The following is a 19,123-nucleotide window of genomic DNA, read 5'->3' as shown; positions in this document are numbered from 1 at the left end:
CTCACTTATCGCCGAGAGCACAGTTGTCGCCGAGAGTGCACCGGCGGGGTGTCACCTCGCGAGGAGGGTGGTGTGGAAGGTGTAGCGGGAGGCGCGGTAGATGTGGCGGCCGAACTCGACGACCGTGTCGGAGTCCGCGATGGCCAGCCGCTCCATCGTGAGCACCGCGGCGCGGGCCGGTTCCTGGAGGGTGCGCGCCTCGGCGGCCGTCGCCTGCCGGGCCCCGATCGTCTGGTGCGCCAGGCGCAGCCGCACCCCGCGCTCACGCAGCGAGGCGTACAGCCCGGCGCGCTCGAGGTCGTCGCGGGAGGGCGCGAGCTCGGCGCGCACGTAGTTGGTCATGAGGGCGAGCGGCTCGCCGTCCGCGTAGCGCAGGCGGCGCACGACGACGACGTCGGCCCCGACCTCCACCCGCAGCTTGCCGGCGACCTCCTCGTCGGCGGGGCGCACGGCGTGCTCGAGGACCTCGGTGCGCGGGTCGCGGCCGGCGGCGGCGAGGTCGTCGTGGAGGCTGCTCAGCTCCACCGCCCGGCGGATGAGCTCGGGCGCGACCTCCGTGCCCACCCCGCGCTTGCGCACGAGCATGCCCTTGTCGACGAGCTCCTGGAGCGCCCGCCGGGCGGTGGGGCGGGAGACCTGGAGCCGGTCCGCCAGGGCGAGCTCGTTCTCGATCCGGGTGTGCGGCGGCAGCTCCCCGGAGACGATCGCGTCCTGCACCACCGTCGAGATCTGGTGGTAGAGCGGCACCGGACTCGCGCGGTCCAGGTGCACCTGGGGGCGGTACATCTCCGGCGGCGTCATGGGTCCGTCCTTAAATCGGCGGGTGTCGGTTTGGCTGTGGAGAATCCGGCTGTCCGCGGTAACTGTGCTGTCGGCGGTAACTGTGCTGTCGGCGGTAAGTGTGCTGTCGGCGACAGGGGGTGCGGGGACGACGTGGTTGTACTGACAAATGCACATCTTGCCACTGGTCGGGGCGCGAGGACAGGACGTCAGTTTGTCCAGACAAACGGTTGACCGGCACGTCCCGCCTGGGTCAGAATCGAGGCGTCGCGCGCAGGGGCGCGGCGGGAGAGGGGGAGGCTGCGATGACGAGCTCGACGCCACTGGACGTGCTGACCTCCGGTCGCAGCGGCGTCGACATCTACCCCCTGAGCACCGGCGTGGGCCTGGAGGACGTCGAGACCTTCGGCAAGTTCCTCGGCGGCAGCCCCACCAACGTCGCGGTCGCCGCCGCGCGGCTGGGCCACCCCACCGCGACGATCACCGGGGTGGGGGACGACCCCTTCGGCCGCTACGTGCGCCGCGAGATGGTCCGGCTCGGGGTGAGCGACGAGTTCGTCATCACCTCCGAGCTCAACACCCCCATCACGCTGTGCGAGATCTTCCCGCCGGACAGCTTCCCGCTCTACTTCTACCGCGAGCCCAGCGCCCCCGACCTCCAGGTGCGTCCCGAGGACATCCCCCTCGACGCCGTCCGCGCGGCCCGCATCATGTGGTTCTCCGTCACCGGCCTGTGCCAGGAGCCCTCCCGCTCCGCCCACCTCACCGCGCTGCAGGCCCGCGAGCGCCGCGAGCACACCGTGCTCGACCTCGACTACCGCCCGATGTTCTGGGAGTCCAGGGAGGAGGCCACACAGCAGGTGCGCGACTTCCTCCCCGGCGTCACCGTCGCCGTGGGCAACCGCGAGGAGTGCGAGGTCGCCGTCGGGGAGAGCGACCCGGACCGGGCCGCCGACGCGCTGCTCGAGGCCGGCGTCGAGCTCGCCGTCGTCAAGCAGGGCCCGCTCGGCACGCTCGCCAAGACTCGCGAGGAGCGGGTGGAGGTGCGCCCGACCCCCACCGAGGTCCTCAACGGACTCGGCGCCGGGGACGCCTTCGGCGGCTCGCTGTGCCACGGGCTCCTCCAGGGCTGGTCGCTCGCCCGGACGATCACCGCCGCGAGCGCGGCCGGGGCCATCGTCGCCTCCCGGCTCGAGTGCTCCACGGCGATGCCGACGGAGGCCGAGGTCCTCGAGGTCGTCGACGACGGCGCCCGTCCCCAGGACGTCGAGCGCAGGCCGCTGTGATGGTCACCGTCGAGGACGTCCGCCGCATCCGGATGCACGAGCCCGAGCGCATCGCCCGCGCGCTCGCCGAGCGCCCCCGCGGACGGCTGCCCGCGCCGGGCGGCAAGCTCATGATCATCGCCGCGGACCACCCCGCGCGCGGCTCGCTCGCCGTCGGCCCGGACGCGATGGCCATGGGGGACCGCCGCGAGCTGCTGCGGCGCTGTGCCGCCGCCCTCGCCCGGCCGGGTGTCCACGGCTTCCTCGGCACGGCCGACGTCGTCGAGGACCTCGTCCTCATGGGGGCGCTGGACGGCAAGCTCGTCTACGGGTCGATGAACCGCGGCGGGCTGCGCGGGGCGAGCTTCGAGATGGACGACCGCTTCACCGGCTACACCACCCGCGCCGTCGTCGACGCCGGCCTCGACGGCGGCAAGATGCTCGTGCGCATCGACCTCGCCGACGCCGGCTCGCTGCGCACCCTCGGGGCGAGCGCCCGCGCCGTCGACGAGCTGGCCGCGGCGGGTCGCACGGCGATCGTCGAGCCCTTCATCTCCCGCCGGGTCGAGGGGCGGGCCGTCAACGAGCTGAGCACCGAGGCGGTGGTGGCGTCCGTGGCGATTGCCGCCGGGCTCGGCGGGACCTCGGCCCGCACCTGGCTCAAGGTCCCGCTCGTGCCCGACATGGCGGCCGTCGCGGCGGCGTCGACGCTGCCGACGCTCATCCTCGGCGGCGAGGTCGACGCGGACGGCGAGGCGACGGCGGAGGGCTGGGCCGAGGCCCTGCGCCACCCCGGGATCGAGGGGCTCGTCGTCGGACGGGCGCTGCTCTACCCGGCCGACGACGACGTCGACGCCGCTGTCGACCGGGCGGTGGGACTGCTGTGACGACGACCGAGCTCCTCCTCCGGGCCGGGGCGACCGCCCACGGCCGCTACGCCGTGGACGTCACCGCCGAGCGCGCCGGCTGGCGCTTCACCGGCCTCAAGGTCCTCACGCTGGCCGCGGGGGAGAGCGAGGAGATCGCCACAGGAGATGACGAGGCGCTCGTCCTGCCGCTGCGCGGCGGGTGCACGGTCGAGGTCAAGGGCCGCGTGGTCGAGCTCGCCGGCCGCCCCGACGTGTTCGCCGCCGTCACCGACCACCTCTACCTGCCACTGGGGACGACGGCGCGGGTCACCTCCGCCGACGGCGCCACCCTCGCGGTCCCGACGTCGCGCGCCCGCCGCCGCCTGCCGGTCTCGTACCAGCCCGCCGACCGGGTGCGCACCGAGCTGCGCGGCGCCGGGCAGGCCTCGCGCCAGGTGAACAACTACGCGCTCGCCAACGAGCTCGAGACCGACCACCTCCTCGTGTGCGAGGTGCTCACGCCCGCCGGCAACTGGTCCTCCTACCCGCCCCACAAGCACGACGAGCACACCGCCGACGAGCGCGAGCTCGAGGAGATCTACTACTTCGAGGTCCGCCCCGGCCCGGGCGGCCCCGGCTTCGCCTTCCACCGCACCTACGGCACGGCGCAGCGCCCGCTCGAGCTCACCGCCGAGGTGCGTTCCGGCGACGTCGTCCTCACCCCGCACGGCTACCACGGCCCCTCGATGGCCGCGCCCGGCTACGACCTCTACTACCTCAACGTCATGGCCGGCCCCGCCGAGGACCGCGCCTGGATGATGACCGACGACCCGGCCCACGCCTGGGTCCGCGGCACCTGGGACGCCCAGGAGCTCGACCCCCGGCTGCCGATGACCCGCCCCGTCGAACGAGAGGCGCGCCCATGAACGCCAGCGGGACCGTCCGCCTCACGGTGAGCCAGGCCCTCGTGCGCTTCCTGTCCGTCCAGTACTCCGAGCGCGACGGCGTCGAGCGGCGGCTCGTCGCCGGCGCCTTCGGCATCCTCGGGCACGGGAACGTCGCCGGGCTGGGCCAGGCGCTGCTCGAGAACGCGCTCGACCCCGCGCCGGGGGAGGAGCCGCTGCGCCTCTACCAGGCCCGGAACGAGCAGAACATGGTCCACGCCGCCGTCGGCTTCGCCCGCACGGCCAACCGGCTGCAGACCCTCGCGTGCACAGCCTCCATCGGCCCCGGCTCGACGAACATGCTCACCGGGGCGGCGCTCGCGACGATCGACCGCATCCCGGTGCTCCTCCTGCCCTCGGACGTCTTCGCCACCCGCGCGGCGGACCCCGTGCTCCAGCAGCTGGAGAACGAGCAGGCCGGTGACGCCTCCGTCAACGACGCCTTCCGCCCGCTCTCCCGCTTCTTCGACCGCATCCACCGCCCCGAGCAGCTCGTCGCCAGCGCGCTCGCGGCCATGCGGGTGCTCACCGACCCGGCCGAGACGGGGGCGGTGACGATCTGCCTGCCGCAGGACGTCCAGGCCGAGGCCCACGACTGGCCCGTGGACTTCTTCCGCCGGCGGGTGTGGCACGTGCCCCGGCCGGTGCCCGAGCCCGCCGCCCTCGAGCGCGCGGCCGCCGTCGTCCGCGGCGCGCAGCGCCCCGTGGTCGTCGCCGGGGGCGGGGTCGTGTACTCCGAGGCCAGCGCCGCCCTCACTGCGCTCGCCGACGCGACCGGAATTCCTGTCGTCGACACCCAGGCCGGCAAGGGCGCGATCCCCTGGGACCACCCGGCCGCCGCCGGCGGCGTCGGCGCGACCGGCAGCGCCGCGGCCAACGCGCTCGCCGCCGAGGCGGACGTCGTCATCGGCGTGGGTACCCGCTACACCGACTTCACGACGGCGTCCCGCACCGCCTTCCGCAACCCGGACGTGCGCTTCGTCAACCTCAACGTCAAGGCCTTCGACGCCGCCAAGCACGCCGCCGAGATGGTCGTCACCGACGCGCGCACCGGGCTGGAGGCGCTGCGCACCGCCCTGGACGGGTACCGCGTCACCGAGGCCTACTCCCGCGAGGTCACCGGGCTCGTCTCCGACTGGGCGCGGGTCACCGAGGAGTGCTACCACCGCGGCCACGGCCCGCTGCCCGCGCAGACCGAGGTCTTCGGCGTGCTCAACGAGCTCATGGGCGACGACGACATCCTCGTCAACGCCGCCGGCTCGATGCCCGGCGACCTCCAGGCGCTGTGGCGGGCCCGCACCCCCGTCCAGTACCACCTCGAGTACGGGTACTCGTGCATGGGCTACGAGATCCCGGCCGCGCTGGGTGCCAAGCTGGCGCGCCCGGACAGCGAGGTCGTCGCCGTCGTCGGGGACGGCAGCTACCAGATGGCGCCGCAGGAGATCGCCACGCTCGTCGCCGAGGGGCTCAAGGTCGTCCTCGTCGTCCTGCAGAACCACGGGTGGGCCTCGATCGGTGCGCTCTCCGAGTCCCACGGCTCCCAGCGCTTCGCCACCCGCTACCGCCGGCGCGACCCCGCCACCGGGATGCTCGACGGCGCGACGCTGCCCCTCGACCTCGCCGCCAACCTCCGCAGCTACGGCATCGAGGTCCACGAGCCCGCCTCGATCCCCGAGCTGCGCGAGGCCTACCGCGCGGCCGCGGCGGCGAGCGCGACCACCGCGATCGTCGTCGAGACCGACATCGAGGGCCCCAGCCCGCCGTCGTCGGCCTGGTGGGACGTGCCGGTGGCGGAGACCGCCCGCCTCGACAGCACCCGCCGCGCGCGCGTCGAGTACGAGCGTGCCCGCCGCGACCAGCGGCCCTACCTGTGAGCGATGAGGAAGCGATGAGGACCATCCACCACTGGATCGGCGGCGCGCCCCACGAGGGCGGCCCCGACGCCACCACGCCCGTGCTCAACCCCGCGACCGGGGAGGTGAGCGCCCACCTCGCCCAGGCCGACGCCGCCGTCGTCGACGAGGCGGTGCGGGCGGCGGCCGCCGCGCAGCGCGAGTGGGGCGCGACCTCCCTGGCCCGGCGCACCGAGATCATGTTCCGGATGCGTGAGCTCGTCGTCGCGCACACCGAGGAGCTCGCGCGGATCATCAGCTCCGAGCACGGCAAGACGGTCGACGACGCGCGCGGGGAGGTCGGGCGCGGGCGCGAGACCCTCGACTTCGCCTGCGGCATCGCCCACGCGAGCAAGGGCGAGTACACCGCCGACGCCTCCACCGGGCTCGACGTCCACTCGATGCGCCAGCCGCTCGGCGTCGTCGCCGGCATCACCCCGTTCAACTTCCCCGTCATGGTGCCGATGTGGATGCACCCCATCGCGATCGCCACCGGTAACGCCTTCGTCCTCAAGCCCTCCGAGCGTGACCCCTCCGCCGCCAACTACGTCGCCGAGCTCTACCGGCAGGCCGGCCTGCCCGACGGCGTCTTCACGGTCGTCCACGGCGGCCGGGAGGCGGTTGACGCGATCCTCGAGCACCCCGGCGTCGCGGCGGTGTCCTTCGTCGGGTCCACCCCGGTCGCGCGGTACGTGCGCGAGAAGGGCGCCGCCCACGGCAAGCGCGTCCAGGCCCTGGGCGGGGCCAACAACCACGCGATCGTCATGCCCGACGGCGACATCGAGTACGCCGCGGCGCAGATCGCCGCCGGGGCCTTCGGCTCGGCGGGGGAGCGGTGCATGGCGGTGCCGGCCGCCGTCGCCGTCGGGGCCGCCGGTGACCTCCTCGCCGCCGCGCTCAAGCGGGAGGCCGAGAAGATCGTCGTCGGCCCCGGTGACCGCGAGGGGGTGGGCATGGGACCGGTCATCACCGCCGAGGCTCGCGAGCGGGTCATCCGCTACGCGACCGAGGCGATCGAGGCGGGGGCCGAGCCGGTCGTCGACGGGCGCGGGCTGACCGTCGAGGGGCACGAGAGGGGCTTCTTCGTCGGGCCCACGGTGCTCGACCGGGTGAGCCTCGACGTCGGCGCCTACCGGGAGGAGGTGTTCGGGCCGCTGCTCACGGTGGTGCGCGCCGAGACCTTCGAGGAGGCCCTGGAGATCGTCAACTCCTCCCCGTTCGGCAACGGCGCCGCGATCTTCACCGCCTCCGGGGAGTACGCGCGCCGCTTCACCCACGAGGTGCAGGCCGGGATGGTCGGTGTCAACGTCCCCATCCCCACCCCGGTGGCGTACTACTCCTTCGGCGGCTGGAAGGACTCCCTGTTCGGGGAGCACCACGCCCACGGCCCCGAGGGACTGCGCTTCTACACGCGCAACAAGGTCGTCACCACGCGCTGGCCCCACGTGGACCGGCCCGTCCAGGCGTCCATGAGCTTCCCGTCCACCACCGACTGACCAGGAGTGAGCGTTGAAGATTGCCGGAGCACCGATCAGCTGGGGCGTGTGCGAGGTCCCCGGCTGGGGCCACCAGCTGAGCCCGCAGCGGGTCCTCACGGAGATGGCCGAGCTGGGCCTGAGCGCCACCGAGTTCGGCCCGCAGGGCTGGCTGCCGGAGGCCCCCGCCGAGCGGGCCCAGGCGCTCACCCCCTTCGGGCTGGCCGCCGTCGGCGCCTTCGTCCCGGTCGTCCTCCACGACCCCGGCCACGACCCGGTGCCGGAGGTCGACCGCGAGCTCGACAGCTTCGAGGCGGCCGGCGGGGACGTCCTCGTCCTCTCGGCCGCCTCCGGGCAGGAGGGCTACGACGAGCGGCCCGAGCTCGACGACGCGGGCTGGGACACCCTGCTGCGCAACCTCGACCGGCTCACCGAGCTGGCCGCCGCCCGCGGCGTGCGCGCCAGCCTCCACCCGCACGTGGGCACGATGGTCGAGCGCGAGGAGGAGGTCCGGCGGGTGCTCGCGGGCTCCACCGTGCCGCTGTGTCTCGACACCGGCCACCTCCTCATCGGCGGGACCGACCCGGTGGCGCTCGCGGCCGAGCACGCCGCCCGCATCAACCACGTCCACGTCAAGGACGTGCGCCTCGACCTCGCCCGCCGGGTCCAGCGGGGCGAGCTCGGCTACACCGAGGCCGTGCGCCAGGGCATCTACACGCCATTGGGGACCGGCGACGTCGACTTCGCCGCGATCGTCGCGGCACTGGACGCCGTCGGCTTCACCGGCTGGTACGTCCTGGAGCAGGACACCGTGCTGACCGCCGAGCCGCCGGCCGGCGCGGGTCCGGCCGACGACGTGCGCCGCTCGCTGGAGCACCTCGTGTCCCTCCAGCAGAAGCGCGCCGCCGACCTCTAGGCTGAGCCCGCCGGTGACCCGCGACGTCGAGTTGTCGGAATGTCAGGACAATCCTTGACACGCTCTGTCCGTGCCCACCAGACTGGGCGGGGACGGGTGGGCCCGGCCCACGTGTCGACCGGACGAGGGGAACAGCCGATGACGGCCGTTGCTGACCGCGAAGCCGCGCCGCCCGGGGGACCTGCCTCAGGTCGCCCCGGCCCGCAGAGCAGGGGCCTGCACGCCGCGCTCACGGTCGTGCGACTCGGACCGGTCCTCCTGCTCGTCATCATCATGGCGGTGCTCGCCGCGCTCAACCCGCTGTTCCTCTCCCCGGTCAACCTCGGCAACGTCGGCCTCGAGGCCTCCGTCGTCGCGATCCTCGCCCTGGGCCAGCTCCTCGTCATCGTCACCGCGGGCATCGACCTGTCCCAGGGCTCGGTCATCGCGGCGTCCAGCATCATCGGGGCGTTGTGGATCCGCGAGCTCGAGCTCGTCTCGGGCTGGCTCGTCATCCCGACGATGATCCTCGCCGGCGGCCTCGCGGGCGGGATCAACGGCACCCTCTTCGTCAAGGGCAAGCTGCCCCACCCCTTCCTGCCCACCCTCGCGATGCTCATGGTCGCGCGGGGCGTCGCGCTCATCGTCAGCGACGGGCAGCCGATCACCGGGATGCCCGAGTCGGTCAACCTCATCGGCTCGGGCCGCATCGGCTACGTGCCCTACGCCGTCGTCCTCGTCGCCGTCCTCGCGCTCCTCGTCTACGTCCTGCTGCGCCGCATCACGTGGGGCCAGTGGATCTACGCCATCGGCGGCAACCGGGAGGCCGCCCGCCGCGTCGGCGTGCCCGTCGACAAGGTCCTCGTGTCGGTCTACGTGCTCAGCGGCATGTTCGCCGGCACCGCCGCGATCGTCGTCTCCGGGCAGACGAACTCGGCCTACCCCACGGCCGGCAACCTCATGGAGCTGTCGGCGATCGCCGCCGTCATCATCGGCGGGGCGAGCTTCTTCGGCGGTCGCGGCACCGTCGTCGGCACCCTCGTCGGCGCGCTCATCCTCGGCGTCATCCAGAACGGCCTCAACCTCATGAACGTCCAGAGCAGCTGGCAGTACGTGGCCCTGGGCACCGCCGTCGTCATCGCCGTCGAGCTCGACGTCGTCCGCTCCCGGCTCGAGACGCGCCTGAGAGTGGTCCGCACCGAGGAGTCGGAGGCGGGCGCATGACGACGACGGCGGACACGGCTCCCGGCACCGTGCCGGTCCTCGAGGTGCGGGGCGCCGTCAAGCGCTTCGGCGCGGTGACGGCGCTCGCGGGCGTCGACCTCGCCGTCCACCGCGGTGAGGTGCTCGGCCTGCTCGGCGACAACGGCGCCGGCAAGTCGACGCTCATCAAGGCGATCACCGGCGTGCACCAGCTCGACGAGGGCGAAATCTACCTCGACGGCGAGAAGGTCGCCGTCACCAGCCCCACCGGCGCCCGCGGCCACGGGATCGAGGCGGTCTACCAGGACCTCGCGCTCTTCGACAACCTCGACGTCGCCACCAACCTCTACGTCGGTCACGAGCTGACCAAGCCCCGCGGCTGGCGCGGGCTGGGCTGGCTGGACCGCAAGGCGATGCGCCGCGACGTCGAGGAGCGCCTCACCAGCCTCCAGGTCCACCTGCCCGACCTCAGGGGGCAGGTCGGCCTCATGTCCGGCGGGCAGCGGCAGGCGATCGCCGTCGCGCGGGCCGTCGCCTTCGCCCGGCGGGTGCTCATCCTCGACGAGCCGACGGCGGCGCTCGGGGTGCGCGAGACCCGCAACGTGCTCGACACGATCCGGCGCCTGCCGCAGGAGCACGGGATCTCCATCATCCTCATCTCGCACAACATGGACCACGTCGTCCAGGTGTGCGACAACGCCGTCGTCATGCGGCAGGGCCGCGTCGTCGGCAGCACGCGCCCCTCCCCGGAGACGGCGCAGGACATGGTCGCGATGATCGTCGGCGCCACCGAGGGCGCCGGGAAGAAGGGACACCAGCCATGAGGCTCACCCGACCCGCGCTCGGCGCGGCAGCCCTCACCGGCGCTCTCCTCCTCGCCGCCTGCGGCGGGGACGACGGCGGCGGGACCGGCGACGGAGGCAACGGCGAGGGGGAGTACACCGTCGCCGTCGTCCTCAAGACGCTGTCCTCGCCCTTCTGGCTCCAGGTGGCCGGCGGCGTGGAGGACGGCGGGGAGGCGGCCGGGGTCGAGGTCACCCTCGCCGGCGCCACCGCCGAGACGCAGGTGCAGGAGCAGATCGACAAGGTCCGCGCCGCGATCACCCAGCAGGTCGACGCGCTCGTCGTCGCCCCCACGCAGGCCGAGCAGCTGCAGCCCATCCTCGAGCAGGCCGTGGCCGCCGACATCCCCGTCCTCCTCGTCGACACCGACATCGAGGGCTGGGACGGCAAGGAGACCTTCGTCGGGACCGACAACTACCAGGCCGGCGTCACCGCGGGGGAGTTCATCCTCGAGCAGACCGACACCGGCTCGATCGCCGTCATCCGCGGCGTACCCGGCAACCCCTCGACCGACTCCCGGATCGACGGCGCGCTGGAGACGCTCGAGGGCAGCGACATCGAGGTCGTCGCGGACCTCGCGGCGAACTCCGACCGCGCGGAGGGCCGCTCGGTCATGGCCGACATCCTCCAGTCCAACCCCGACGTCTCGATCGTCTTCGCCGCCAACGACGACATGGCCCTCGGGGCGATGGAGGCGATCAAGTCGGCCGGCGTCGACCTCGAGGACATCCTCGTCATCGGCGTGGACGGCACGAGCGACGCCGTCGACTCCATGCTCGCCGGGGAGCTCGACGCGAGCATCGCGCAGAACTCTTACGAGATGGGCCGCACGAGCGTGGAGCTGGCGGTCGAGCTGCTCGAGGGCGGGACGATCGAGGAGCGCGTCGATACCGGCGTCACCGTCGTCACGCCCGAGAACGCCGAGGAGTACGGCAGCCAGCTCGAGGAGCAGGCGGCCGACGAGGACGTCGCCGAGGACGGGTGACGTGCTCGACGTCGGAGTGATCGGCCTGGGCGCGATGGGCGCCGACCACGTCGCCGCCCTGAGCGAGCACGTCCCGGACGCGCGAGTGGTTGCAGTGCACGACGCCGCCACTCACCGCGCGCAGGAGGTGGCGACGTCGGTCGGGGCGCGGGTGGCGGGCAGCGCCGAGGAGCTCATCGCCGACGTCGACGCCGTCGTCATCGCCTCCCCGGACCACACGCACGCCCCGCTCACCCTCGCGTGCCTCGCGGCCGGCAAGCCGGTGCTGTGCGAGAAGCCGCTGGGCGTGAGCGTGGCGGAGACGGCCGCGGTCCTCGCGGCGGAGGAGGCCGCCGGCCGGCGCCTGGTCACCGTGGGCTTCATGCGCCGCTTCGACCCCGGGTACCTCGAGCTGCGCGAGGCCGTGCTCGGGGGCCTGGTCGGGGACCCGGTGCTCGTCCACTGCGTCCACCGCAACGCCGCCCCGCACCCGCAGGCGACGACCGACGGGGTCGTGGGCAACTCGATGATCCACGAACTCGACATCCTCCCGTGGCTCGTCGGGCTCCCGGTGACCGGCATCGAGGTGCGCTCCCCGCGCGCCGAGGGGCTGCGCGAGCCGCAGCTGGCCGTCGTCGAGCTCGGCGGGGGACGGGTGCTGGCGACCGTCGAGGTGTTCCTCAGCGCGCAGTACGGCTACGACGTGCGCTGCGAGGTCGTGGGCACCCAGGGGGCGCTGAGCCTGTGCCCGCCGGCGCGGCTCGGTCTCGCACGCAACGGCCGCAGCGGTGTCGCGGTCCCGGCGGACTTCCGGGTGCGCTTCGCCGAGGCCTACCGGGCCGAGCTGTGCGCCTGGGTCGCCGCGGCGAGCCGCGGGGGAGCGACGGGTGCGTCCGCGGAGGACGGCCACCTGGCCGGCGTCGTCGCCGCCGCCGGCATCGAGTCCCTGCACCTCGGCCGCCGCGTCCCCGTCCCGAGCGAGTCCCCCGCCCCCACGCCTTCGCCCGCTCCCGCGCCCCCTCCCGCCTCCCTTCCTTCGCCGGCAGCCGGATTCTCCGGCGAGGGCGGGCCCGGGGTGTGAGTGCCGGTGGCGCGGTGCGTCCGCCCGAGCGCCGGACCGTCGGCATCGGCGTCATCGGGCTGGGCTGGATGGGGCGGCTGCACGCCCGCAGCTACCGCGGCGTGCCCGAGCGCTACCCGGAGCTGCGCGTCGCCCCGCGCCTCCTCGTCGCCGCCGACCCGCACGAGCACACCCGGCAGGCCGCCGTCGACCATCTCGGCTTCGCCGAGGCGACCGCGGACTGGCGCGAGGTGCTCGCCCGCCCGGACGTCGACGTCGTCTCCATCTGCGCCCCCAACCACCTCCACCGCGAGATCGCGGTGGCGACCGCGGCTGCCGGCAAGCACTTCTGGATCGAGAAGCCGATGGGGGTCGGCGCCGCGGACAGCGAGGCCATCGCCCGGGCGGCGACCGAACGCGGCCTGGTCACCGCCGTCGGCTTCAACTACCGCCACGCTCCGGCGATCGCCCACGCGCGCGAGCTCATCCGCTCCGGGAAGCTCGGCCGGGTCACCAACGTGCGGGCGTGGCTGCTCGCCGACTACGCCGCCTCCTCGGACGCCCCGCTCACCTGGCGCTACGAGCGCGCGCTGGCGGGCTCCGGCGTCGTGGGAGACCTGCTCTCCCACGGCGCGGACCTCGTCCAGTACCTGGCCGGCCGCGTCACCGCGGTGACGGCGACGACGAGCACCGTCATCGCCGAGCGCCCGATCCCGGTCCGGCTCGGGGTGGGGCACGGCGGCCACGAGGTGGGCGAGGAGCGCGGCCCGGTGGAGAACGAGGACCACGCCGCCGCGCTGCTGCACCTCGAGTCCGGCGCTGTCGGGACCATCGAGGCGAGCCGCGTCGCGCACGGACCGCGCGCCGAGTACGTCGTCGAGGTGTACGGCACGCGGGGCTCGGTGCGGTGGAGCTTCGAGCGGCTCAACGAGCTCCAGGTTGCCGACGAGCAGGGCGGCTACCGCACCGTCATGGCCGGCCCTGAGCACGGGGAGTTCGCCCGCTTCCAGCCGGGCGCCGGCACCAGCATGGGCTTCGACGACCTCAAGGTCATCGAGGCGGCGCTGTTCCTCGAGTCCGTGCTCACCGGCGAGCAGCGCGCACCGTCCGTGTCGGACGGGTGGTCAGCCGCGGCGGTGGGGGAGGCCGTCGTCGCCTCGGCCGCCGACGGCGGGTGGCACCAGGTCCCGCACGTGGCCGGGACGACGTTCGACCGCTGACAGCGCAGCCGGCGGAACGGTGGGCGGTGAGAGCCGGGACCGGTAGCGTCTGGCCATGGCACCGACGAAGAGCCCCGCCGTCGAGATCGACGTGGCCGGCCGGCCCGTGCGAATCACGAGCTCGGACCGGGTGATCTTCCCCGAGCCGGGGATCACCAAGCGTGAGGTCGTCGACTACTACCTCGCCGTCGGGGACGGGATCCTGCGGGCGCTGCGCGAGCGGCCGGTCACCCTGGAGCGCTGGCCCAAGGGCGTGCTGCCGGACATGAAGCGGGCCACCCGCAGTGACCCGCACGGGGACGCGTTCTACCAGAAGCGCGTGCCCGCCAAGGGCGTGCCGGACTGGATCGAGACGGTCGAGATCGCCTTCCCCAGCGGCCGCACCGCCGACGAGCTGTGCCCCACCGAGCTCGCTGCCGTCGCCTGGGCCGCCAACCTCGGGACGATCACCTTCCACCCGTGGCCGGTGCGCCGCGACGACGTCGACCACCCCGACGAGCTGCGCATCGACCTCGACCCGCAGCCCGGCACCGACTTCGCCGACGCCGTCGAGGTGGCGGCCGTCGCGCGCGAGTACCTCGCCGAGCTCGGCTGGCGCGGCTTCCCGAAGACGTCCGGCAACCGGGGCGTGCACATCTACGTGCGCATCGAGCCGCAGTGGGACTTCACCCAGGTGCGCCACGCGGCCATCGCCTTCGGCCGCGAGCTCGAGCGGCGCATGCCGGGCAAGGTGACGACGAACTGGTGGAAGGAGGAGCGCGGGGAGACGATCTTCGTCGACTACAACCAGAACGCCCGCGACCGCACGATCGCCAGCGCCTACAGCATCCGCCCGATCGCCCACGCCCCGGTTTCGGCTCCGGTCACCTGGGACGAGCTGCCCGACGTCGACCCCCGCGACCTCACCGTGCGCACCATGCCCGCCCGCTTCGCCGAGCTGGGCGACCTGCACGCCGAGATCGACGACGTCGCCCACGACCTCACGCCGCTCCTCGAGCTGTACGCGAAGCAGGAGGCCGAGGGGCACAGCGACCTGCCCTACCCGCCGGAGTACCCCAAGATGCCCGGCGAGCCGGCCCGGGTGCAGCCGTCGCGCGCGAGGAAGACCGACTGAGGACCGCTCATAGTCCCGACTCCCGGCAGTGCCCCTTGTTAGCCTGCAGACAGTCGCAATGCTGTGGCACGCTGCACGATCGACGATGGGGGTCAGTGATGCGCACCGCCCGAGTGGCCGCCGGAGCACTCGTCCTTCTCGCGCTGGCCGGGTGTTCCACCGACGGGACGACGGCCGAGCCCGGAGACATGGCGTCCGAGATCGCCAACGCTCCTTCCACGGGTCCTTACGACGTCGGGGACGTCATCCCGGCCGGGGAGGTCACCCCGAGCGAAGCCCGGCGGGACGCCGCGGAGCGTCTCGCCGGCGAGAGCGATCGCGAGTTCGTCTGGGTGACGGACGCGTACACGATCGCCGAGGGCGGGGAGGTCGTGGACGTCCACTACGCCGTCGAGGCCACCGGTGAGGCCTCCGACCGTGTCCGGAAGGAGTGGTTGACCTTCGACGACCCGGACGAGGCGCTCAGTTACGCCAACGAGGTCGTCGCCGACGTCAGCGAGTCGGAGCGCTACGACGTCGTCCCCCTCGAACCGTGATCGCCGCACAAGGCTGAACGCCGGGACCCGGGCGTTCGGCCCTGCCGGACGGGCGGGCGGCAGCACGAAGCGCTCACGGAAGCGCCCGGGCGCGTGCTGGATAGAGACTTCCTGCTGGTCCATTTCCAGCACACGCGCCCGACGGCCTGAGGCCCGGCTAGGTCAGGACGTCCGCCAGGTCGAACCTCATCGGCTCCTCGAGCTGCTCGTAGCCGCAGGACCCCGGCTCCCGGTCCGGCCGCCAGCGGCGGAACTGGGCGCTGTGGCGGAAGCGCGTGCCCTCCATGTGGTCGTAGGCCACCTCGAGGACCCGCTCCGGCCGCAGCGGCACGAAGGACAGGTCCTTGCCGGCCGACCAGCGGCTCTGCGCCCCGGGCAGCCGGTTCCTCTCGTGGGCGGAGGCATCCTGCCAGTCGGCCCACGGGTGGTCCTCGCCCTCGGCCAGGCGCAGCGGCTCGAGCTCCTCGACGAGCTCGGCCCGCCGCTTCATCGTGAAGGAGGAGGCGACGCCCACGTGCTGGAGCCGGCCGCCGTCGTCGTACAGGCCGAGGAGGAGCGAGCCGACGACGTCGCCGCTCTTGTGCCACCGGAAGCCGGCGAGCACGCAGTCGGCGGTGCGCTCGTGCTTCGTCTTGAGCATGAGCCGCTTGTTCGGCTGGTAGGTGAGGTCGAGCGGCTTGGACACGACGCCGTCGAGCCCGGCGCCCTCGAAGAGGTCGAGCCACTCGCGGGCCAGGGCGGTGTCGGTCGTCGCGCGGGTGAGGTGGACCGGCGCCTGCGCACTGCCCAGCGCCGACTCCAGCCGCTCGCGCCGCTGCGCCATCGGCAGGCCGGTGAGGTCCTCGTCGCCGAGCGCGAGGAGGTCGAAGGCGACGAAGGACGCCGGCGTCTCCGTGGCGAGCAGCCGCACGCGCGAGTCGGCGGGGTGGATGCGCTGGAGCAGCGCCTCGAAGTCGAGCCGCTCGCCGGTGACGATGACGATCTCCCCGTCGACGACGCAGCGCTCTGGCAGCTGGGCGCGCAGGGCCTCGACGAGCTCGGGGAAGTACCGCGTCATCGGCTTCTCGTTGCGGCTGCCGATCTCGACGTCGTCGCCGTCCTTGAAGATGATCGCGCGGAAGCCGTCCCACTTGGGCTCGTAGAGGTACTCGCCCTCGAACACGTCCTTGACGGACTTCGCGAGCATGGGGGCGACCGGCGGCAGCAGCGGGAGGTCCATCCCGCAGACGCTAGTGGCCGGGCCGCGGCGGCGCCCCCGGATCCGGCTACGGGCGGCGCCAGTCGTGGCTCTCCAGGTGTGAGCCCGCCTGCGGGCCCATCTGGAGCATGCCGCCGTCCACCGTCCACGAGGCGCCGTTGACGTAGCCGGCCTCGGGCCCGCACAGGAAGGCGACGACGGCGGCGATCTCGCGGGCGTCGCCGGGCCGGGCGACCGGGATGCCCGGGCGCTCCTTGCCCTCCATGACCGTCTCGTCCTCCTGGCCGGTCATCGGGGTGGCGATCTCCCCGGGCGCGACGGCGTTGACCGTGATCCCGTGCTCCGCCAGCTCCAGGGCGGCGACCTTGACGAGCAGCCCGAGCCCGCCCTTGGCCGCGCAGTACGGTGCCGCACCGACGCGTGGGGCGTGCTCGTGGACGCTCGTGATCGCCACGATCCGCCCGCCGGTGCCGCCGGCCACCATGTGCCGCGCCGCTGCCTGGAGGCAGCAGAACGCGCCGTCGAGGTCCACCGACACGACCTCGCGCCACGTCGCGAAGTCCATGTCGAGCAGCAGCTCGGAGCTGCCGGTGCCCGAGGACATGACGAGCGCGTCGAGCCCGCCCATCACCTCGGCGAGCTCGTCGACGACGGCGGTCCCGCTCTGCGGGTCGGTGAGGTCGAGGCGGCGTACGTGCGCCGTCGCCCCGAGGGAGCGGACCTCCTCGGCGGTGCGCTCGGCGCCGTCCTCGTCGGTGTGCCAGGTGAGGGCGACGTGCCGGCCCGGTGCCGCCAGGGCGACGGCGGAGGCCTTGCCGATGCCGGAGTCGGCGCCCGTGACGATGACCCGGCGCGGCTGGACGCCCTCCTCACGCGGGTTGGGCTGCGCCGTCGTCGTGTTCTCGCTCATGAGTCGTGTCCTCCGGTCAGCGGGAGACGAGCTTGAAGAAGGTGCTGTCCTCGCCGCTCGCCTTGTGCTCCTGGTAGAGGAAGGCGAGCTTCTGGTCCTCGAACTTGGCGAACCAGTCCTCCCAGCTGATGTGCTCGAGGTCGTCGGTGCCGGCGCCGCCGGGGAAGTCGATCCGCAGGACGCCGGCGGTGTCCCCGCCCTCGGTGCCGCGCACGCTCGCGGGCTTGCCGTCGTGCTCCTCGACCCAGCGGCGGATCTCGTCGTGGTCGGTCGTCGTGCTCGTCTCGGATGCCATTGCTCCCACTCCTTCCCGCAGGTCACGGGCATGACCCGCAGGTCGACGGTAGGCACGACGGCGGACCGGCGCACCCGGTGGGGTGAGCAGGGTCACAAGGGTGTGGGTGCGCGGGACCGGGGCCCCGCGCGGGGCCTCCGCTAGCCTCGCCGTGCCAGATCCCCAGAACCGAAAGGGTTTGACGTGTCGACGCCCCCTCCCAGCCCGTACCAGCCGCCGCAGGGTCAGCCCGGCCAGCCGCAGGTCCCGCCGCCGCCGCCGGCCTACCCGCAGGCCGGACAGCAGCAGGAGCAGCAGCAGTGGGGCTACGGCGCGCCGTCCGCCCCGCAGGCTCCCGCCGGGCAGTCGCCGAAGAACTTCTTCGCTGCGCTCTTCGACTGGAAGTTCCACACCCTCATCACGCCCAAGCTCGTCAGCTGGCTGTACGTCCTCACCATCGGTGTCGCCGTGCTGTACTGGCTCATCCTCCTCTTCGCCAGCTTCGCGGCGGACCCGGCTTTCGGGGTGCTCGTGCTCCTGCTCGGGCCGATCGGCGTTCTCATCTTCATCGCCTTCATGCGGCTGATGTTCGAGTTCTACTTCGCGCTCGTGCGGATGTCCGACGACATCCACCGCAGCCAGGGCGTCCCGCGCTCCTGACCCGCGACAACTGCGCCCCGTGCCGTCCGGCACGGGGCGCAGTCGCGTCTCAGGACAGCAGGCGCGCGAGCTCGGCAACCTCGTGGACGACGGCGTGGGCGCCGTCCTCCTCACCGGGACGCGCGTAGCCCCACCCGACCAGGACGGTCGGCAGGCCGTGCACGCCCGCGCCGTCGACGTCGTGGTGGCGGTCCCCGACCATGACGGCACGGGACACGTCGACGTCATGCTCCCGCAGCCCGGCGAGGGCGTCCTCGACGATGTCGGCCTTGGCGGCGCGCGTCTCGTCGTCCGAGGCGCCGCGGATGACGGTGAAGTACTGGGCCAGGCCGGCGTCCTGCAGGATCGGCACCGCGAGCGACTGCCGCTTGGACGTCGCCAGGGCGATCGGCACGCCGCGGGCGTGGAGCTCGCGGACCAGGTCTGCCATGCCGGGGAACACCGGCGCCTGGAGCATCCGCTCGTTGTAGCGGTCACGGTAGTCGGCGACGACGGCGTCGAGCCGGTCCTCCGGGACACCGACGAAGGCGCGGAAGCCGTCGCGGATCGGCGGCCCGACGAAGCGCAGCAGCTCCTCCTGCGTCTGGGCCGGGTAGCCGAAGTGGGCCAGGGTCTCGGCGATCGAGGCGGTGATGACCGGGCCGGAGTCGCTGATCGTGCCGTCGAGGTCGAGGAGCACGGCGGTGGGCCGCATGGGCTCGAGGGAGACGGGGGCGGGGGCGTGCGTCAATCGTCGTCCTTGCTCGGGGAAACGGGTCTCCTCCCAGGGTCGCACGGACCGGTGTGGTCACCGGTGTCCGGGTTGCCGGGTACTGTGACGTGGACAACTTGATACGCCGCCCACCCGCGGCGGGAGAGTCCCGCTCCGTGCGGGCGCCGAAGGAGCAAGCCCTCCCGCTAATCTCTCAGGCCCCGGTACCGCCGCGATCAGGCAGCTCTGGAAAGCAGCGCGTCAGCGCTCACCGACGGTGCAGGCGAGCCCCGGCTCGCGAAAACTCTCAGGTCACATGACAGAGCGGGGAGGACCCGTTTCCCAGCCACC

Annotated in this window: 19 protein-coding genes and 1 riboswitch; of the genes, 14 read left to right on the top strand and 5 right to left on the bottom strand. The window is 73.3% G+C overall.

Annotated elements, in window-relative coordinates; all coding sequences use genetic code 11:
* Window positions 1-51: 51 nt before the first annotated feature.
* A complete protein-coding gene (locus AA0005_RS11740; RefSeq protein WP_413450356.1) occupies window positions 52-801 on the bottom strand; it encodes a GntR family transcriptional regulator in 750 nt (249 codons plus the stop codon).
* Between the two features lie 284 nt (window positions 802-1,085).
* Here AA0005_RS11740 and iolC point away from each other — a divergent pair, with 284 nt between their 5' ends.
* From iolC to AA0005_RS11675, 13 genes are all read left to right on the top strand, one after another.
* Window positions 1,086-2,066, top strand: coding sequence for a 5-dehydro-2-deoxygluconokinase (gene iolC, locus AA0005_RS11735; RefSeq protein WP_413450355.1), 981 nt, complete (start codon window positions 1,086-1,088; stop codon window positions 2,064-2,066).
* Window positions 2,066-2,932 (top strand): deoxyribose-phosphate aldolase, encoded by an 867-nt coding sequence (locus AA0005_RS11730; RefSeq protein WP_413450354.1) that lies wholly within the window; start codon window positions 2,066-2,068, stop codon window positions 2,930-2,932. Before iolC ends, AA0005_RS11730 begins: the two co-directional genes overlap by 1 nt.
* Entirely contained in the window at window positions 2,929-3,819 is an 891-nt protein-coding gene (gene iolB / locus AA0005_RS11725; protein ID WP_413450353.1) for a 5-deoxy-glucuronate isomerase, read from the top strand. The genes AA0005_RS11730 and iolB overlap by 4 nt, the downstream gene beginning before the upstream one ends.
* Window positions 3,816-5,711 (top strand): 3D-(3,5/4)-trihydroxycyclohexane-1,2-dione acylhydrolase (decyclizing), encoded by a 1,896-nt coding sequence (gene iolD, locus AA0005_RS11720; protein WP_413450352.1) that lies wholly within the window; start codon window positions 3,816-3,818, stop codon window positions 5,709-5,711. The genes iolB and iolD overlap by 4 nt, the downstream gene beginning before the upstream one ends.
* Window positions 5,712-5,725: 14 nt before the next feature.
* Window positions 5,726-7,225, top strand: coding sequence for a CoA-acylating methylmalonate-semialdehyde dehydrogenase (locus tag AA0005_RS11715; protein WP_413450351.1), 1,500 nt, complete (start codon window positions 5,726-5,728; stop codon window positions 7,223-7,225).
* Window positions 7,226-7,238: 13 nt separating this feature from the next.
* The gene (locus tag AA0005_RS11710) at window positions 7,239-8,120 is read left to right on the top strand and encodes a TIM barrel protein (protein WP_413450350.1); all 882 of its coding nucleotides are present in this window, start codon (window positions 7,239-7,241) and stop codon (window positions 8,118-8,120) included.
* 237 nt (window positions 8,121-8,357) lie between these two features.
* Window positions 8,358-9,323: an ABC transporter permease gene (locus AA0005_RS11705; RefSeq protein ID WP_413450349.1), complete on the top strand. Its 966-nt coding sequence runs from the start codon at window positions 8,358-8,360 to the stop codon at window positions 9,321-9,323.
* A complete protein-coding gene (locus tag AA0005_RS11700) occupies window positions 9,320-10,126 on the top strand; it encodes an ATP-binding cassette domain-containing protein (protein ID WP_413450348.1) in 807 nt (268 codons plus the stop codon). Before AA0005_RS11705 ends, AA0005_RS11700 begins: the two co-directional genes overlap by 4 nt.
* Complete coding sequence (locus tag AA0005_RS11695; protein ID WP_413450347.1) at window positions 10,123-11,130, top strand: sugar ABC transporter substrate-binding protein; 1,008 nt, start codon at window positions 10,123-10,125, stop codon at window positions 11,128-11,130. The genes AA0005_RS11700 and AA0005_RS11695 overlap by 4 nt, the downstream gene beginning before the upstream one ends.
* 1 nt (window position 11,131) lies before the next feature.
* Window positions 11,132-12,190, top strand: a complete 1,059-nt coding sequence (locus AA0005_RS11690; RefSeq protein WP_413450346.1) for a Gfo/Idh/MocA family oxidoreductase — start codon at window positions 11,132-11,134, stop codon at window positions 12,188-12,190.
* 14 nt (window positions 12,191-12,204) lie between these two features.
* Entirely contained in the window at window positions 12,205-13,389 is a 1,185-nt protein-coding gene (locus AA0005_RS11685; protein ID WP_413450345.1) for a Gfo/Idh/MocA family protein, read from the top strand.
* 55 nt (window positions 13,390-13,444) lie between these two features.
* Complete coding sequence (gene ligD / locus AA0005_RS11680; RefSeq protein WP_413450344.1) at window positions 13,445-14,503, top strand: non-homologous end-joining DNA ligase; 1,059 nt, start codon at window positions 13,445-13,447, stop codon at window positions 14,501-14,503.
* A 98-nt stretch (window positions 14,504-14,601) separates the two neighbouring features.
* Window positions 14,602-15,039 carry a hypothetical protein gene (locus AA0005_RS11675; RefSeq protein ID WP_413450343.1) on the top strand — a complete coding sequence of 146 codons (438 nt, stop codon included), beginning with the start codon at window positions 14,602-14,604 and terminating at the stop codon, window positions 15,037-15,039.
* 157 nt (window positions 15,040-15,196) lie between these two features.
* On the opposite strand, the gene AA0005_RS11670 is transcribed toward AA0005_RS11675, so the two are convergent.
* Genes AA0005_RS11670 through AA0005_RS11660 form a run of 3 tightly spaced genes read right to left on the bottom strand, consistent with a single transcriptional unit; the run spans window position 15,197 to window position 17,442 of the window.
* Complete coding sequence (locus AA0005_RS11670) at window positions 15,197-16,258, bottom strand: ATP-dependent DNA ligase (RefSeq protein WP_413450342.1); 1,062 nt, start codon at window positions 16,256-16,258, stop codon at window positions 15,197-15,199.
* A 46-nt stretch (window positions 16,259-16,304) separates the two neighbouring features.
* Complete coding sequence (locus tag AA0005_RS11665) at window positions 16,305-17,147, bottom strand: SDR family oxidoreductase (RefSeq protein ID WP_413450341.1); 843 nt, start codon at window positions 17,145-17,147, stop codon at window positions 16,305-16,307.
* A gap of 16 nt (window positions 17,148-17,163) precedes the next feature.
* Window positions 17,164-17,442 (bottom strand): hypothetical protein, encoded by a 279-nt coding sequence (locus AA0005_RS11660; protein ID WP_413450340.1) that lies wholly within the window; start codon window positions 17,440-17,442, stop codon window positions 17,164-17,166.
* Window positions 17,443-17,625: 183 nt separating this feature from the next.
* Between AA0005_RS11660 and AA0005_RS11655 the strand changes: the two genes are divergently transcribed.
* A complete protein-coding gene (locus AA0005_RS11655; protein ID WP_413450339.1) occupies window positions 17,626-18,081 on the top strand; it encodes a DUF4282 domain-containing protein in 456 nt (151 codons plus the stop codon).
* A 49-nt stretch (window positions 18,082-18,130) separates the two neighbouring features.
* Here AA0005_RS11655 and AA0005_RS11650 read toward each other — a convergent pair whose 3' ends face one another.
* Window positions 18,131-18,811 carry an HAD hydrolase-like protein gene (locus AA0005_RS11650; RefSeq protein WP_413450338.1) on the bottom strand — a complete coding sequence of 227 codons (681 nt, stop codon included), beginning with the start codon at window positions 18,809-18,811 and terminating at the stop codon, window positions 18,131-18,133.
* Between the two features lie 110 nt (window positions 18,812-18,921).
* Window positions 18,922-19,012, top strand: a riboswitch (glycine riboswitch).
* The last annotated feature ends 111 nt before the right edge of the window (window positions 19,013-19,123 follow it).

This window comes from Georgenia phoenicis, from assembly GCF_047302425.1.
In the GTDB taxonomy this organism is placed as follows: Bacteria; Actinomycetota; Actinomycetes; order Actinomycetales; family Actinomycetaceae; genus Oceanitalea.
Note: the sequence above shows the minus strand (reverse complement) of the source record. Positions and strands in the feature narration are given on the sequence as shown.